Genomic DNA, 14,896 nt, shown 5'->3' on the forward strand with positions numbered 1-14,896 from the left:
TGCAGGAGGTCGTCGGCCAATGATGGCATGCGCGGCGCTAGCATGTGCCGTATGACGTTTTGCGACGGGTGCCGGACATGAGCGCCGGCTCCATTCTCGTTCCTGCGGAGAGCCTGCGCGAGCAGGTCGAGCGCATGATCGGGGCACGGATCGTGTCGGGGGAGACGCCCCCGGGTGAGGTGCTGACCGTGCCCACCCTGGCCGGCGACTTCGGTGTGAGCGCCACGCCGGTGCGCGAGGCGATGCTCAACCTCGCGCGGCGCGGTTTCCTCCGCCCCATCCGCAACCGCGGCTTCGAGGTCACCGAGGTCTCCGCCGAGGAGCTGAACCAGCTCACGGACGTGCGGCTGCTGCTGGAGGCGCCGCCGATGCGCCGCGTGGCCGGTGCGATCGACGGCGCGCTCGAGAAGGAACTCCGCGAGCTCGCCGACCGCATCGTGGCGGCAGGAAAGGAGCGCCGGTTCGAGGAGTACCTCGAGGCGGACACTGCCTTCCACCTGCGCATCCTCGCGGTCACCGGAAACCAGAAGCTCGTCGACACCGTGCGGGAACTCAGGCAGCAGACGAGGCTGGTGGGGCTCGTGCGGCTGGCGGACTCCGACACCCTGGTGCCGACCGCGCAGGAGCACGCGGAGCTCGTCGACCTGCTTGTGGCCGGAGACGGCGACGGTGCGGAGGCGCTCATGCGCCGACACCTCGGTCACGTCGGCGGCGTGTGGAGCGGGCGCGACGAGGACTGAGCTCGGCGAGGCGTCCGCCGGTCACCTGCGCGAAGCCCGCGGATCACTGTAATATGTCACACGGTACGAACGCGGCGAGTCTTCGCTGCGAGAGCAGGAGGCGTGGATGAGGGTCGTCGTGATCGGCGCCGGGGCGATCGGCGCTGCGTGTGCGCTCATGCTGACCGAAGCCGGCGCCGAGGTGGTCGTGATCGACCGTGCGGGCGTGGCGGGGGAGACCTCGAGCCGATGCGAGGGCAACATCCTCGTCTCGGACAAGGAGCCGGGATCCGAGGCGGTTCTGGCGATCGAGGCGAACCGGGCCTGGCGTGCGCTCGCCGCACGGCTGGACGCCGAACGCGTGCCAGGGCAGCCCGCGACCGAGTTCGAGGCGAAGGGCGGGATCGTCGTCGCGTTCGACCGCGGGGCCGAGGCGCTGCGCTCCTTCGCCGATTCCCAGCGCGGCATCGGCATCCGCTCCGAAGCGCTCGACGAGCGGGCGCTGCGCGCCGCCGAGCCGCACCTGAGTCCCGGAGTCGCGCTCGGCGTGCACTACCCCGATGACGCCCAGGTGCAGCCCAGCCTCGCGACGCAGGCGATGCTCGCTCGCGCCGTGCACCTGGGGACACGGCTCGTGCGGGATGAGGTCGTCGCCGGGGTCGTCCTCGCGGGGCGCGCCGCCGGTGTGCGCACGCGGACCGGCGTGATCGAGGCCGACGCCGTGGTGAACTGCGCGGGGCCGTGGGCGGGGGAGGCGGCGGCGCTGTTCGGCGCCGTGCTCGACATCCGGCCACGTCGCGGCACGATCCTCGTGACCACCGCGATGCCGCAGCGCGTGTTCCACAAGGTCTACGACGCGGACTACGTCAGTGCGGTCGGATCCGGAGACGCGACGCTGCAGACGTCGACCGTGGTCGAGTCCACGCCGTCCGGCACGGTGCTGATCGGATCCAGCCGGGAGCGGGTCGGATTCTCCGACGAGGGGCTGCTCGCTCCGCTGTCCGAGATCGCGGCGAAGGCGGCGAGGGTGTTCCCGTTCCTGCGGGACACGATGCTGTTGCGGACGTATCACGGCTTCCGGCCGTACGCGCCCGACCATCTGCCGGCGATCGGGGCGGACGCGACGATCGCGGGGCTCTTCCACGCGGCCGGTCACGAGGGCGCGGGCATCGGGCTCGCCCCGACCACGGGCGCCCTCATCGCGCACGCCCTGCTGGGTACGCCGGCGCCCCTGGACCCGGCACCGTTCCTGCCCTCGCGGGCGAGCCTGCAGGGGGCGGGCGGACGGGAGATCACGAGCGCGACGCAGGAGAACGGAGCAGCCGCATGAGCGTGACGATCAGCGTCGACGGAACCGACGTGACCGGGCGGGACGGCCAGACGATCGCGGGCGTGCTGCTCGGTGCGGGGCACCGTACGTGGCGCACCGCGGCCGGCCAGGAGCGGGGCATCTTCTGCGGGATGGGCATCTGCCAGGACTGCGTGCTGACCGTCAACGGCGTCGAGGGCGTGCGGGCCTGTCAGCGTGCGGCATGTGAAGGAGACGTGGTGGAGCGGGAGGTGCGGGCGTGAACGGGCGTCGAGTTGTCGTCATCGGTGCGGGGCCGGCGGGTCTCGCCGCCGCCGCGGCGGCGACGTCGGCCGGTGCGGAGGTCGTCCTGCTGGACGAGGGGGAGCGCGTCGGCGGACAGTTCTGGCGGCACCACCCCGAGCTCACGGATCCGCGGTTGCAGCATCAGACCGGTCGATTCCGCGAGTTGCAGGAGCAGCTCGCGGACGCGCGGATCGTATCGTCGGCGTCGGTCTGGCGGATCGAACCCGGAACGCCCTCGCGAGTGCACGCCCTGGTGGGGCCGGCGGATGCCGGACAGCGCCACGGCGAGACCTTCGACGCCGACGCATTCGTGATCGCCACCGGCGCACATGACCGTGTTCTCCCGGTTCCCGGCGGGCATCTGCCCGGCGTCACCTCGGCCGGCGCCGCGCAGGCACTGGCCAAGCGTGATGGGGTGCGGCTCGGTGCGCGCACCGTCGTTGCCGGCGCAGGCCCGTTCCTGCTGCCGGTCGCGCAGAGCATCGGACTCGTCGGGGGCGAGGTCGCCGAGGTCGTGGAAGCGGCGAGCGTCGGGACGATCCTGCGCGGATGGGGCCGTCGCCCCTGGGAGCTGACGGCGGCCGCCGGCAAGGCGGGCGAGCTGGCATCGTATCTGGGGTCTCTCGCCGGCCGGCGCACGCCGTACCGGTTCGGCGCGGCGGTGACCCGGATCCACGGGGGCACCGCGGTGGAGGCGGTGACCGTGCAGCGCATCGACGGCGACTGGCGTCCGATCCACGGCACCGCCCGGACGGTGGAGTGCGACTCGGTCGCACTCGGGCACGGCTTCACGCCACGGCTCGAGGCCGCGATCCAGGCGGGGTGCGACATCGGCTCCGATCGGTTCGTGCGGGTCGGATCCCAGCAGGAGACGAGCGTGCCCGGCGTCTACGCCGCGGGTGAGACCACCGGGATCGGCGGGGCCGACGCGGCGCTCGCCGAGGGCGCGATCGCCGGACTGGCGGCGGCGGGCTTGGCCCCGGCCGACCTGCGCTATCGCGCACCGCTCGCCGCTCGCCGCCGGATGCGCGCCTTCGCCGCGCGACTGGAGACGCATCGGATCGGATCCGGATGGACCGGATGGCTCGACGAGCACACCATCGTCTGCCGGTGCGAATCGGTGCGCAAGGGGACTCTCGACGCGTTCGTCGGGGCTTCCTCCCGGGGAATGCGGCTGGCCACTCGAGCGGGGCTCGGCGCCTGCCAGGGGCGTACCTGCGGTCGCAGTGTGGAGGACATCCTCGGCGAACGGGTCGGCTACGACCGCCGTCCCGTACTGAGCTCGGTGCGCATCGGCGAGCTCGCCGCAGCGCGGACCGATCCCGACGCCTGAGGAGAAGGACATCGCTTGCCGACGTTGAGTAGTGGGTGATATGTTACGTACTACCGGTGACCACGCGACCACCGGCCGCCTTCCGGGGAGCAGCGCTGCCGCTGACTCCGCTCGGATCCCGCACGAGAACCGGCCCTTGTGGCCGCGAACCAGAGAGAATGGACATCGCAATGACTGAGCAGACCATGGACCTCGGCGGCGTCGTCGTCGCGACCACGCTGGCGTTCACCGAGGACGCCTCGGCCCCGGCCGGCCTCGCCGTCGACTACGACAAGTTCGGCGAGCACGTCGACTTCCTGATGTCCAACGGCTGCCGCGGGGTCGGCCCGAACGGCTCGCTGGGGGAGTACTCCTCACTCACGGATGAGGAACGCCGCAAGGTCATCCAGGTCGCCGTCGAAGCCGTGGACGGTCGCGGCATCGTGATCGCCGGCGTGCACGGCGTGGGCAGCCACCAGGCGCGGAAGTGGGCGGAGCTCGCTCGCGAGGACGGCGCGGACGGCGTCCTGCTGCTGCCGCCCACGATCTACCGCGCCAACGAGGGCGAGGTCATCGCGCACTTCGAGGAGGTCGCGAAGGCCGGCCTGCCGATCATGGCGTACAACAACCCGTTCGACACCAAGGTGGACCTGGTCCCCTCGCTTGTCGCCAAGCTCGCGCAGATCCCCGAGGTCGTCGCGATCAAGGAGTTCTCCGGAGACGTGCGCCGCGTCTACGAGATCAAGGAGCTCTGCGACATCGACATCATCGCCGGTGCCGACGACGTGCTGTTCGAGCTGATGGTGAACGGCGCCGTCGGCTGGTTCGCGGGCTACCCGAACGCGTTCCCGCGCGAGGCCGTCGAGCTCTACAACCTCTGCGCCGAAGGGAAGTGGCACGAGGCCAAGGCGCTGTACGAGCAGCTCGTGGCCGTGTTCCGCTGGGACTCGCGCACCGAGTTCGTGCAGGCGATCAAGCTCTCCATGGACATCTGCGGCAACTCGTACGGCGGCCCCACGCGCCCGCCGCGCGGTCCGCTCTCGGTCGAGCAGCGCGCGCAGGTCACGGCGGACACCGAACGCGCCCTCGCCGCGCTCGCTACGCGCCGCGCGGCGGTCGCCTGATGCGGGGGCTGCGCGGGGCGAAGCGTCCGTGCGCTCGATTCCCGCGCGCACGGGGAGCGCACTGATGCGAGCTCGTCGGGTGATCCAGGCGGTCGATTCCCATACCGAGGGCATGCCGACCCGCGTCGTCACCGGCGGCGTGGGGAGGATCCCCGGCGCCACCATGAACGACCGTCGCCTCTATGCGATGGAGCATCTCGACGGTCTGCGCGGGTTCCTGATGAACGAGCCGCGCGGGCACGCATCGATGTCGGGTGCGCTGCTGCAGCCCCCCGCGCGGGACGACGCGGACTGGGGGGTCGTGTTCATCGAGGCCTCCGGCTTCCTGCCCATGTGCGGGCACGGCACGATCGGGGTGGCGACGGTGCTCGTCGAGACCGGCATGGTCGAGGTGACCGAGCCGGTCACGGAGATCCGTCTGGACGTCCCGGCAGGACTCGTGATCGCACGGGTCGCCGTCGAGGACGGGCGTGCCGTGAACGTCACGATCGAGAACGTCCCGAGCTTCTTGGACCGTCTCGACGAGAGGATCCAGGTTCCGGGAATCGGTGAGATCACCTACTCCGTCGCGTTCGGGGGCAACTTCTACGCGCTGGTCGATCTGGAGGAGGTCGGACTGCCGTTCGACCGTGCCCGGCAGGACGACATCGTCCGCGCCGGCCTCCAGATCATGGAGGCGATCAACACGCAGGCACCGCCCGTGCACCCCGTGCTCGAGGGCGCGAACCACGTGCACCACGTGGAGTTCATCGCACCGGGATCCGACGCCGTCCGCTCACGGCACGCGATGGCCATCCACCCCGGGTGGTTCGACCGGTCGCCCTGCGGCACCGGAACGAGTGCCCGCATGGCCGAGCTGCACGCCCGCGGCGAGCTCGCGCTGGACACCCCGTTCGTGAACGAGTCGTTCATCGGCACGGAGTTCATCGGTCGCCTCGTCGGCGAGACCCGTGTGGGGGAGCGGCCCGCCGTCGTCCCCACGATCACGGGTCGGGCCTGGGTGACCGGGCTCGGCCAGTACATCCTCGACGGGGACGACCCGTTCCCCGAGGGCTTCGTCTTCTAGGAGGAGATGCATGAACGACTCCATCACCGCCGTGTCCGATGTCGCCGCACGGGCGGCATCCGCCGCTCGTGCCTTCGCGGCCAGCTCTCCGGCGGACCGCGGCGCGGCGCTCGTCGCGGTCGCCGACTCCCTCGACGTCCAGGCGGGTGAGCTCATCGCGATCGCGATGCGGGAGACGGGTCTCACCGAGGCGCGGCTCACCGGCGAGGTGAAGCGCACCTCCTGGCAACTGCGACTGTTCGCCGACACGATCGTCGACGGTGCCTACCTCGACGCCCGGATCGACGCCGCCGATCCCGAGTACGTGATCGGCCCGCGTCCGGACGTGCGCCGCGTGCTGGAGCCGGTCGGACCCGTGCTGAACTTCGCCGCATCGAACTTCCCGTTCGCGTTCTCCGTGGCCGGCGGCGACTCCGCCGCGGCCCTCGCCGCCGGCTGCCCGGTCGTGGTCAAGGCGCACTCGGGGCATCCCGAGCTGTCTCGCCGCACCGCGGCCATCGTGGCGGAAGCGCTCGAAGGCGCCGGAATGCCGGCCGGTGTGTTCCAGCTCATCGAGGGGCAGCAGAACGGCGTCGAGCTGCTGCAGGACGAGCGGATCCGCGCGGGAGCCTTCACGGGTTCCACGCATGTCGGTCGCCTGCTCGCGGACATCGCCGCCGCCCGGCCCCGCCCGATCCCGTTCTACGGCGAGCTGGGCAGCGTCAATCCCGTGTACGCGACTTACGTCGATGCCGAGCTACTGCAGGGGTTCGTCGCCTCCGTGGCCGGATCCGCCGGCCAGCTGTGCACCAAGCCCGGGTTCCTGTTCGTGCCGGCCGATGCCGACCTGTCCTCGGTCGCGCCGGCGGCCGGCGGCGTGCCGGAGCACCGCCTGCTGAACCCTGGGATCGGGCGCGCGTTCGAGGGCCGGCGGACGGCCGTGCTCTCGGCGCAGGGTTCCGACGTGCTGGCCGCGGGGGAGATCCGCGAGGACGAGGACGGGCAGCGCTTCGCCACCCCGGCCGTCGTCGCCGTGGATCTGGACACGCTGCGTGCGCACCGGGAGGAGCTGCTCGAGGAGTCGTTCGGTCCGCTGTCGGTCATCGTCCGCTACACCGACGCCGCGGAACTGCCCGCCGTTCACGAGGAGCTCTTCCCCGGGAACCTCACCTCGACGCTGCACGCGCGCCCCGAGGAGTTCGCCGACGGATCCCTCGACGACCTGGTCGGCGCTCTCGCCGCCACGAGCGGGCGGGTGCTCTTCGGAGGCTGGCCCACCGGGGTGTCCGTGACTCCCGCGATGCAGCACGGCGGTCCGTACCCGGCGACCACGACCGACGCCACGAGCGTCGGGACCGCGGGCATCACCCGGTTCCTGCGCGGCGTCGCCTACCAGAACGCGCCTCAGGAGCTGCTCCCGGCGCCGCTGCGCGACGACAACCCGTGGGGGGTTCCGCAGCGACGCAGCGAGGCCGGTGGCTCGACGCAGTGGGGCGCGTTCGCGCACTGACCGCGCGGGGGCGCTGAGCGAGCACCGGGGAACCGGAGACGGACGAAACGTGGTCATCCTCTCGGATGACCACGTTTCGCGTCGGTCGCCGTGGCCGTCCCCGCACGACGACCCGGATCCGGCTCAGTCGACGGCGATCCCGCCGCGGATCACGACGGTGCGGGCGTCCTGTTCCCAGAGTGCCGAGGGCTCCGTGAGCGGGTCCGCCGAGAGCAGCACGGCATCGCCGTACGCGCCGGCGTCCAGGTGGCCCGCGCGCGGGTCGCGGATGAGAGCGGCGTTGACCGTGGTCATCGAGCGCAGCGTCTCCGCGGCGCCGGCGGCCTCGATCTGCAGGCGCACGCCGCAGAGCTGGTCGTCCTCGAGCTCGCCCATGAGATCCGTGCCGAAGCCGACGCGCACGCCCGCCGCGTGCGCGAGCCGCACCGCCTCCTGCCCGTGGGAGAGCACCTCGGCGTTCTTCGCGAGCGAGACGGCGTTCAGACCGATCCCCGCGCCGCGCCGATCCATCGCGTCGTAGGCGGCGAGCGTGGGCACGAGGTAGGCGCCGGCGGCGGCCATGTTCGCGGCGGTCGCGGCATCGATGAGGTTGCCGTGCTCGATCGAGCGCACGCCGTTGTCGATCGCGTGCTGCACGGCCTCGGAGGAGTACGCGTGCGCGGCGACGTACGATCCGCGCCTCGTCGCCTCGTCGACGACCGCACGAAGCTCGTCGGCGGAGTACTGCGGAACGCGGATCGGGTCCGTGAGGGAGAAGACGCCGCCCGAGGCCATCAGCTTGATCGCGTGCGCGCCCGTGCGCAGGCGATTTCGCACGGCGACACGGAGGGGATCCACGCCGTCGACGATCTCGCTGAGGTGCCCGTGCGCGAAGCAGAGGTCGATATGTGCGGAACGCGGATCCCCGTGCCCGCCGGTCTGGCTCAGGGCGGGGCCGGTGAACAGGTAGCGCGGAGAGGAGAACAGGTCGGCGTCGATCGCACGGGCCAGTCCGATGTCGCCGCCGGCGACATCGCGGACGGTCGTGAAGCCGCGTCGCAGCGCCGCGTGCAGTCGCCGGGTGCCGTTGATGGCGGCAAAACTGAGCGGCCCCCGCTCGTCCTCGAAGCCGTCCTGGCTCGTCGCATAGGCGTGGAAGTGCGCATCGATGAGGCCGGGGATGAGCCATCGTCCGCGCCCGTCGATCGTCGCGGCCCCTGCCTCTCCGCGTTCTGACACAGCGCCGTCCACGATGTGCAGATCGCGGTCGACGAACTGTTCGCCGTTCCAGACGGCTGCTCCGAGGATGCTGACGGATCCGGTGCGCATGGACTGCTCCTTGGTGAGTGGTGTCGGGGGTGGTTCGCGGGGAGAGGGGCGAGGCCGCGGGAAGCTCAGCGCAGGCTGAATCCTTCGGGCAGCGGGTCTGAATCGTCGAGCTCGAAGCTGCAGGATCCGACCCGGTGCGCGAGGCCGCGCACCTCGGGGATCACGCCGTCCGCGGTGCGAACGGCGACGGTGGCGTGGAAGCGCGTGCCGATGATGGAGTCGTGGGTGAGCTCCTCGCCGTCGGCCAGCTCGCCCGTCGCGGCCAGCAGCGCGACGCGGGCGGCCGTGCCGGATCCGCACGGGCTCCGATCCACCTCGCCGTCCGCGAACACCGTGACGTTGCGCTGCCACGGTCCGCGCTCGGTGCGTCCGAGGTCGTCGAACAGGATCGTGCCGTAGACGCCGCTCAGGCGCGGGTCGGCGAGCTGGGCGGCGGGGTGGTCGTTCAGCGCCCACTTGATCTCGCGCCCGATGCGGATGAGGTCCGCGGTGTGCTCCGCGAGCACCGAGAGGCCGATCACGGAGGCCGGCAGCGTCGCGTACACGGCCCCGCCGAAGATCAGGTCGACGTCGACGAATCCGCGCGACGTCGCGAGAGGGATGCCGCGGGCGAGTACCCGTGACTCGACGTTGCGGAACACGACCTCGGTGATCCGGCCGCCCTCCTGGCGGACGCGGGCCTGCACGCGGCCACTCGGCACATCGATCGTGACGATCGTCTCGCCGTCCGGATCCGAGGGCACACGACCAGTGCGCACCGCCCAGGCGCCGAGCGCGATGGTGCCGTGACCGCAGGCGGTCGAGAAGCCGTCCTTGTGCCAGAACAGCACGCCGAGATCGGCGCCGTCGTCGTCCGGTTCGGTGACGAATCCGCCGTACATGTCGTCGTGGCCACGCGGCTCGAGGCAGAGGAAGCGTCGTACCGCGTCCGCCTCGCCGCCGATCGCCTCGACGCGGCGTTCGGCGACGGTTGCGCCGTGCGTGGGCACGCCCGCCACGATGCGGAACGGCTCGCCTGCCGTGTGCCAATCCTCGGTCGTCCACACCTGAGTCATCATCGCTCCTCTCCGCGGCGGACGGCCAGCGCGGCCACCGCGAGATCCTGCCAGCCCATGCCGCACGTCTTGATGACCCGCGGTCGATCGGACGCGGGGGCGATCGCCCCGCGGAACAGCTCGTGCATCGTGACGAGGTCCTCAGAGCGCACCGCACCGGCGGCGACCGCCCGAATGACATCCCCGGCCTCGGTCGCGGCGACGCGACGGCTCTCCACGATGACCTGGGCGCGGCCGAGGAGCTCTGCCGGCAGTTCGGCCTTGGCCGGCTCGTGCGAGCCGATCGCGACGACGGTCGCGTCTACACGGACCGCGTCCGCGGACAGGAGCGGATCCGCTGCCGTCGTCGCACACACGATCAGGTCGGCGCCGGGGAGGTCGTCGAGTCCTCCGGCGGCGATGTCGGCGGTCGGCACCAGGGTGCGCGCCTCGGCGACGGCGGCCGCGGTGCGCTGCGGGTCGCGCCCGATCATGCGCACGGACCGCAGCGTGCGAACCGCGCCGATCGCCTGCACGTGCCGCACCGCCTGCGGGCCGGTCCCGAAGACGACGAGGTCGCCCGCGTGCGCACCCGCGACGACATCGACGACAGCGGCGCTCACGGCCGGTGTGCGCAGCGAGGTGAGGGCCGTGCCGTCCATGACCGCGATCGGAGCGAGCGTCGCTCCGTCCAGCACCACGTAGACGCCCTGGATGCGCTCCAGGCCGCGAGCCGGGTTCTCCGGGGCGACCGAGGCGAGCTTCTGTCCGACCATGCCGTCGATCGCCGCCGGCATGAGCAGGAGCTGGCCGTGCGGAACATCCAGGATCGTGCGGGGGAGGTCCTCTTCGGGATCGAACCCGCCGCGCAGCACGTCGCTGATCGCACGGATCGCCGTGGGCATGTCCACGCGGGCGGAGAGGGAAGGGGCGTCGACGAGGACGAGGTCGGCGATGACATCGGACATGTTGCCATCCTACTAGGTAATATGTCATGCAGTACAGTTCGCCGGAAGGTCAAGGCGACACGGATCCGCGTCGTTTCGCCTCAGCGCCGGGGATCTGGCAGAATGGACAGCTGGATCGCCGCTCGACCCTCTATCCGGCCGTGATCCACCCTTAGAGCTTCCACCGGGTGTGCACCCCACGCTTCTGGTGATCAGTTCGCCACTCTTTCGCTAGCAATAGCTTCCACACCATTCAGGAGAATCGTGGCTGTCAAGATCCGTCTCAAGCGCCTGGGCAAGATCCGTGCGCCCTACTACCGCATCGTCGTCGCCGACTCGCGCACCAAGCGCGATGGTCGCGTGATCGAGGAGATCGGCAAGTACCACCCCACTGAGGAGCCCTCGTTCATCGAGGTCGACTCCGAGCGGGCGCAGTACTGGCTGTCCGTCGGCGCGCAGCCGACCGAGCAGGTCGCCGCCATCCTCAAGATCACGGGCGACTGGGGCATCTTCAAGGGCGACAAGGACGCGAAGTCCACCCTCAAGGTCGCCGGCGAGAAGGTCGCCTTCGAGGCCGACTCCTCCAAGAAGTCGGTCATCAAGCCCAAGGTCGAGAAGAAGGAGACTCCCGCCGAGGAGGCTCCCGTCGAGACCCCCGCCGAGGACGCAGCGGACGCTGCGGCCGACGCGGAGTAATCCGTCGTGCTGGCTGCCGCGCTCGAGCACATCGTCTCGGGGATCGTCGATCACCCGGAGGATGTCACCATCACCGCCACCTCGTCGCCCCGCGGCGACGTCCTCGAGGTGCATGTGCACCCCGACGACAGGGGTCGCGTGATCGGGCGCGGCGGCCGCACCGCCAAGGCCCTGCGGACGCTGATCACCGCACTCGCGGACGGACGTCGCGTTCGCGTCGACGTCGCGGACGACTGAGCGTGGCCACCGCAGACCGCCCGTCAGGCCGCAACCAGCTGCGCGTGGGGCGCCTCGTCAAGGCGCACGGGCTCAAGGGCGCGCTCAAGCTGGAGCTGTACACCGACGATCCGGCCGGACGCTTCGTGCCCGGCGCCGAGTTCACGTTGCAGGTGCCCGAGGCATCTCCGTGGCACGGCAAGTCCATCACCGTCCGTGAGCACCGGGTGATGAACGGCAGCTCCGTCGTGTTCTTCGAGGGCGTGGACGACCGCACCGCGGCCGAGGGCCTGGTCAAGGCGATCCTCTGGATCGATCAGGACGAGACCGAGGAGCCCGAGGACGACGCCTGGTACGACCACCAGCTCACCGGGCTGGACGTCGTCCGCGACGATGTCGTCGTCGGGCGTGTGATCCGCGTGGATCACCTGCCCGCGCAGGATCTGCTCATCGTCCGGCCCGCATCGGGGACCGGCGAGATCATGGTCCCGTTCGTCTCGGCGATCGTGCCGACCGTGGACATCGCTGCGGGTCGGATCATCGTCACGCCTCCGGCCGGCCTCTTCGAGGAGCTCGTCGAGGACGACGCACCTGCGGACGCCTCCGAGCAGGATGCGCCCGGTGCGGATTGACGTCGTCTCGATCTTCCCGTCGTACTTCGACGGGCTGACCCTCTCCCTGCTCGGCAGGGCGCAGGGCGCCGGGATCCTGGATCTGAACGTCCACGATCTGCGCGACTGGACCAGCGACCGGCATCGCACCGTCGATGACACGCCATACGGCGGCGGCGCAGGCATGGTCATGAAACCGGAGCCGTGGGGGCTCGCCCTCGATCAGCTCTCGGCTGCGGACGCTGCCGAAGGGCGCCCCACCATCATCTTCCCCTCTCCGGCCGGCGAGGTGTTCCATCAGTCGACGGCCCGCGAGCTCGCGGACCGCGAGCACCTGATCTTCGGCTGCGGGCGCTACGAGGGCATCGACGAGCGCGTGTTCGAAGAGGCCGCGGGGCTCGGCGAGGTGCGGCTGATCAGTCTGGGCGACTACGTGCTCAACGGGGGAGAGGTCGCCGTCATGGCGATGGTCGAAGCGATCGGTCGGCTCATCCCCGGCGTCGTCGGCAATCCGGAGAGCCTCGTCGAGGAGTCGCACGAGGACGGCCTGCTCGAGTACCCGTCGTACACGAAGCCGTCCGTCTGGCGCGACCGCGAGGTGCCGCCGATCCTCCTGAGCGGCAACCACGGTGCGATCGCGGCCTGGCGGCGCGAGCAGCAGATCGAGCGCACCCGCCGCCGCCGCCCCGACCTGCTCCCCGACGACGAGGGCTGAGCGCCGCCCCGATCGCCGCGTGCGGTCGGCGTGGACGACGCCCGGCCGGGATCAGTCGACGCCGAGGAAGGTGCGGTCGGTGAGGACGATCGGACCGTCCTCGGTGATCGCGACCGTGTGCTCCGAGTGCGAACCGCGGGAGCCGTCGACACTGCGCAGCGTCCAGCCGTCCGGGTCGGTGATGAGCTCGTCCGTGGTCGCGAGGAACCAGGGCTCCAGGGCCATCACGAGGCCCGCGCGCAGCGGGAACCCGCGTCCAGGGCGGCCGTCGTTGGGCACGTGCGGGTCGCCGTGCATGATGCGCCCGACGCCGTGCCCGCCGAAGTCGGTGTTGATCGAGTAGCCCTCGCCATGCGCGACGGCGGCGATCGAGGCTGAGATGTCGCCGATGCGGTTGCCGACCAGGGCCGCCGCGATCGCCGCATCCAGAGCGCGCTCGGTGGTGTCGATGAGACGCAGATCCTCATCGCGCGGGGTGCCCACCACGAACGACACAGCGGAGTCCGCGACCCAGCCGTCGACGGAGACCGCGAAATCGAGGGAGACGAGGTCACCGTCGCGCAGCGTGTAGTCGTGCGGGAGTCCATGCAGCACCGCGTCGTTCACCGACGTGCAGATGACCTTCCCGAACGGGCTCGCGCCGAAGGAGGGGTGGTAGTCGATGTAGCAGGACTCGGCGCCGGCCTTGCGGATCATGTCGTGCGCGCGCCGGTCGATCGAGAGCAGGTTCGTGCCCACCTTGGTCTCGGCGCGCAGCGTCGCCAGCGTCTCCGCCACGAAGCGTCCGGCCGCCCGCATCTCCTCGATCTCGGCGGGGGTGCGCAGTTCGATCATTCCCAGTCCTCTCGTCGTGTCCATTCTCTCCTACTGCTCTACAGGCGACGCTCACAGCGAACGTGCGGATCCCGGCCGGTGCCGCCGACGTAGCATCGCGGTATGTGGATCCGGCGCGCTTTCTACTCCTGGCTGTTCCCGGCCGCCCTGGTGCTGCCGCTATGGCTGTTCATCGGCTGGGGCGTGTTCCAGGCCGGCGGATGGGCCTTCCTCTGGGTGCTGTTCGTCGCGCTGCCCTCCGTGCTGGTCGGGGAGGTCGCGCTGGGGCTGCTCGTGCGCGCACGTCCGACCGTCCGCGAGGAGCGCGCGGTCTCCTGGCGCGACGTCGTGGGGTTCGCTGTCTGGCACGCCCTCACGATCGCCCTCGGCTTCTTCCCGAAGGACGCGTTCGGCTGGCTCCTCACCGGCACGATCGTCGCGTTCCTCGGCCTGTTCTGGTCGACTCTCCGGCAGCTCTGGAAGGACGTGGCGGAGCGCGGCAGGGCGGGCTTCGACGGCGACGCGATGCACGCCACGACGTACGGCGATCAGAGCGACGCCGTCCGGGAACGGGCGCGGCAGCACGCCGAGGTCATCGTCATCAGCGAGACGGGTCGCCCCGGGGACGGTCGTTCCGAGCACTGAGCCCGCCGTTCCGGCATCGGATCCCGTTTTGGTGCGGATCCGGATCCATGGCAGAATGGTTCCTTGTGCCGTGACCCGGTTCTGCCTCAGGGGAGCCCGCGGACGCCCAGCGCTCCGTTCGGCACACACCACACCTTCATCCCTTCCTACATGCATGCGACCTGAGGCGAGTGCAGAGAGAGACGATCATGCAGATCCTCGACGTCGTCGATGCGGCTTCGCTCCGCTCCGACATCCCCGAGTTCTTCCCCGGCGACACCGTCAAGGTGCACGTCAACATCATCGAGGGCAGCCGCTCCCGTATCCAGGTCTTCCAGGGCGTCGTCATCGGCCGCTCGGGCGACGGCGTGCGCGAGACCTTCACGGTCCGCAAGATCAGCTTCCAGGTGGGCGTCGAGCGCACCTTCCCGGTGCACTCCCCGGTGATCGACCACATCGAGGTCGTCACCCGCGGTGACGTGCGCCGCGCCAAGCTGTACTACCTCCGCAACCTGCGCGGCAAGAAGGCGAAGATCAAGGAGAAGCGCGACGCGCGCTGACCCGATCCGCTTTCGAACAAGCGCCCCGAGACACGGTTCTCGGGGCGCTTGTTCGTCTCCGGACATGA

At 70.8% G+C, this 14,896-nt stretch carries 17 protein-coding genes; 13 read left to right on the forward strand and 4 right to left on the reverse strand.

What is annotated here, in order from left to right:
• The first annotated feature begins 77 nt into the window (after positions 1–77).
• From LXM50_RS01470 to LXM50_RS01500, 7 genes are all read left to right on the forward strand, one after another.
• The gene (locus tag LXM50_RS01470; RefSeq protein WP_233309332.1) at positions 78–740 is read left to right on the forward strand and encodes a GntR family transcriptional regulator; all 663 of its coding nucleotides are present in this window, start codon (positions 78–80) and stop codon (positions 738–740) included.
• A 106-nt stretch (positions 741–846) separates the two neighbouring features.
• Positions 847–2,049, forward strand: a complete 1,203-nt coding sequence (locus LXM50_RS01475; RefSeq protein WP_233309333.1) for an FAD-binding oxidoreductase — start codon at positions 847–849, stop codon at positions 2,047–2,049.
• Positions 2,046–2,291 carry a (2Fe-2S)-binding protein gene (locus LXM50_RS01480; protein WP_233309334.1) on the forward strand — a complete coding sequence of 82 codons (246 nt, stop codon included), beginning with the start codon at positions 2,046–2,048 and terminating at the stop codon, positions 2,289–2,291. Before LXM50_RS01475 ends, LXM50_RS01480 begins: the two co-directional genes overlap by 4 nt.
• A complete protein-coding gene (locus LXM50_RS01485; RefSeq protein ID WP_233309335.1) occupies positions 2,288–3,646 on the forward strand; it encodes an FAD-dependent oxidoreductase in 1,359 nt (452 codons plus the stop codon). Before LXM50_RS01480 ends, LXM50_RS01485 begins: the two co-directional genes overlap by 4 nt.
• 170 nt (positions 3,647–3,816) lie before the next feature.
• On the forward strand, positions 3,817–4,749 hold the full coding sequence (locus LXM50_RS01490; RefSeq protein ID WP_233309336.1) for a dihydrodipicolinate synthase family protein: 933 nt from the start codon (positions 3,817–3,819) through the stop codon (positions 4,747–4,749).
• A gap of 64 nt (positions 4,750–4,813) precedes the next feature.
• Entirely contained in the window at positions 4,814–5,815 is a 1,002-nt protein-coding gene (locus LXM50_RS01495; RefSeq protein ID WP_233309337.1) for a proline racemase family protein, read from the forward strand.
• A gap of 10 nt (positions 5,816–5,825) precedes the next feature.
• The gene (locus LXM50_RS01500) at positions 5,826–7,304 is read left to right on the forward strand and encodes an aldehyde dehydrogenase (NADP(+)) (protein ID WP_233309338.1); all 1,479 of its coding nucleotides are present in this window, start codon (positions 5,826–5,828) and stop codon (positions 7,302–7,304) included.
• Positions 7,305–7,427: 123 nt separating this feature from the next.
• Here the strand turns inward: LXM50_RS01500 and LXM50_RS01505 are convergent, their stop codons facing one another.
• The 3 genes from LXM50_RS01505 to LXM50_RS01515 all read right to left on the reverse strand — a co-directional run bounded on the left by LXM50_RS01505 (position 7,428) and on the right by LXM50_RS01515 (position 10,614).
• Positions 7,428–8,612, reverse strand: coding sequence for an amidohydrolase family protein (locus LXM50_RS01505; RefSeq protein WP_233309339.1), 1,185 nt, complete (start codon positions 8,610–8,612; stop codon positions 7,428–7,430).
• A gap of 65 nt (positions 8,613–8,677) precedes the next feature.
• Positions 8,678–9,667, reverse strand: coding sequence for a proline racemase family protein (locus LXM50_RS01510; RefSeq protein ID WP_233309340.1), 990 nt, complete (start codon positions 9,665–9,667; stop codon positions 8,678–8,680).
• Positions 9,667–10,614 carry an ornithine cyclodeaminase family protein gene (locus tag LXM50_RS01515; RefSeq protein WP_233309341.1) on the reverse strand — a complete coding sequence of 316 codons (948 nt, stop codon included), beginning with the start codon at positions 10,612–10,614 and terminating at the stop codon, positions 9,667–9,669. Before LXM50_RS01515 ends, LXM50_RS01510 begins: the two co-directional genes overlap by 1 nt.
• Positions 10,615–10,857: 243 nt before the next feature.
• Here LXM50_RS01515 and rpsP point away from each other — a divergent pair, with 243 nt between their 5' ends.
• From rpsP to trmD, 4 genes are read left to right on the forward strand one after another with little or no spacing between them, the layout of a single operon-like run.
• A complete protein-coding gene (gene rpsP, locus LXM50_RS01520) occupies positions 10,858–11,289 on the forward strand; it encodes a 30S ribosomal protein S16 (RefSeq protein ID WP_233309342.1) in 432 nt (143 codons plus the stop codon).
• A gap of 6 nt (positions 11,290–11,295) precedes the next feature.
• On the forward strand, positions 11,296–11,526 hold the full coding sequence (locus tag LXM50_RS01525) for an RNA-binding protein (protein ID WP_045273224.1): 231 nt from the start codon (positions 11,296–11,298) through the stop codon (positions 11,524–11,526).
• 2 nt (positions 11,527–11,528) lie between these two features.
• Positions 11,529–12,137, forward strand: a complete 609-nt coding sequence (gene rimM, locus LXM50_RS01530) for a ribosome maturation factor RimM (protein ID WP_233309343.1) — start codon at positions 11,529–11,531, stop codon at positions 12,135–12,137.
• Positions 12,127–12,831 carry a tRNA (guanosine(37)-N1)-methyltransferase TrmD gene (trmD, locus tag LXM50_RS01535; protein ID WP_233309344.1) on the forward strand — a complete coding sequence of 235 codons (705 nt, stop codon included), beginning with the start codon at positions 12,127–12,129 and terminating at the stop codon, positions 12,829–12,831. The genes rimM and trmD overlap by 11 nt, the downstream gene beginning before the upstream one ends.
• A gap of 51 nt (positions 12,832–12,882) precedes the next feature.
• Here the strand turns inward: trmD and map are convergent, their stop codons facing one another.
• The gene (gene map / locus LXM50_RS01540; RefSeq protein WP_233309543.1) at positions 12,883–13,665 is read right to left on the reverse strand and encodes a type I methionyl aminopeptidase; all 783 of its coding nucleotides are present in this window, start codon (positions 13,663–13,665) and stop codon (positions 12,883–12,885) included.
• A 102-nt stretch (positions 13,666–13,767) separates the two neighbouring features.
• Here map and LXM50_RS01545 point away from each other — a divergent pair, with 102 nt between their 5' ends.
• On the forward strand, positions 13,768–14,289 hold the full coding sequence (locus LXM50_RS01545) for an MFS transporter permease (protein WP_233309345.1): 522 nt from the start codon (positions 13,768–13,770) through the stop codon (positions 14,287–14,289).
• A gap of 188 nt (positions 14,290–14,477) precedes the next feature.
• A complete protein-coding gene (gene rplS, locus LXM50_RS01550; RefSeq protein ID WP_233309346.1) occupies positions 14,478–14,828 on the forward strand; it encodes a 50S ribosomal protein L19 in 351 nt (116 codons plus the stop codon).
• The last annotated feature ends 68 nt before the right edge of the window (positions 14,829–14,896 follow it).

It is taken from the genome of Microbacterium sp. Au-Mic1 (assembly GCF_021341785.1).
In the GTDB taxonomy this organism is placed as follows: domain Bacteria; phylum Actinomycetota; class Actinomycetes; order Actinomycetales; family Microbacteriaceae; genus Microbacterium.

Excerpts from the sequence above, each read along its gene's own strand:
- rplS (WP_233309346.1), top strand. The coding sequence starts at position 14,478 with ATGCAGATCCTCGACGTCGTCGATGCGGCTTCGCTCCGCTCCGACATC.
- map (WP_233309543.1), bottom strand. The coding sequence starts at position 13,665 with ATGATCGAACTGCGCACCCCCGCCGAGATCGAGGAGATGCGGGCGGCC.
- LXM50_RS01545 (WP_233309345.1), top strand. The coding sequence starts at position 13,768 with ATGTGGATCCGGCGCGCTTTCTACTCCTGGCTGTTCCCGGCCGCCCTG.
- LXM50_RS01475 (WP_233309333.1), top strand. The coding sequence starts at position 847 with ATGAGGGTCGTCGTGATCGGCGCCGGGGCGATCGGCGCTGCGTGTGCG.
- LXM50_RS01500 (WP_233309338.1), top strand. The coding sequence starts at position 5,826 with ATGAACGACTCCATCACCGCCGTGTCCGATGTCGCCGCACGGGCGGCA.
- LXM50_RS01480 (WP_233309334.1), top strand. The coding sequence starts at position 2,046 with ATGAGCGTGACGATCAGCGTCGACGGAACCGACGTGACCGGGCGGGAC.
- LXM50_RS01490 (WP_233309336.1), top strand. The coding sequence starts at position 3,817 with ATGACTGAGCAGACCATGGACCTCGGCGGCGTCGTCGTCGCGACCACG.
- LXM50_RS01510 (WP_233309340.1), bottom strand. The coding sequence starts at position 9,667 with ATGACTCAGGTGTGGACGACCGAGGATTGGCACACGGCAGGCGAGCCG.
- LXM50_RS01515 (WP_233309341.1), bottom strand. The coding sequence starts at position 10,614 with ATGTCCGATGTCATCGCCGACCTCGTCCTCGTCGACGCCCCTTCCCTC.
- LXM50_RS01470 (WP_233309332.1), top strand. The coding sequence starts at position 78 with ATGAGCGCCGGCTCCATTCTCGTTCCTGCGGAGAGCCTGCGCGAGCAG.
- LXM50_RS01505 (WP_233309339.1), bottom strand. The coding sequence starts at position 8,612 with ATGCGCACCGGATCCGTCAGCATCCTCGGAGCAGCCGTCTGGAACGGC.
- LXM50_RS01495 (WP_233309337.1), top strand. The coding sequence starts at position 4,814 with ATGCGAGCTCGTCGGGTGATCCAGGCGGTCGATTCCCATACCGAGGGC.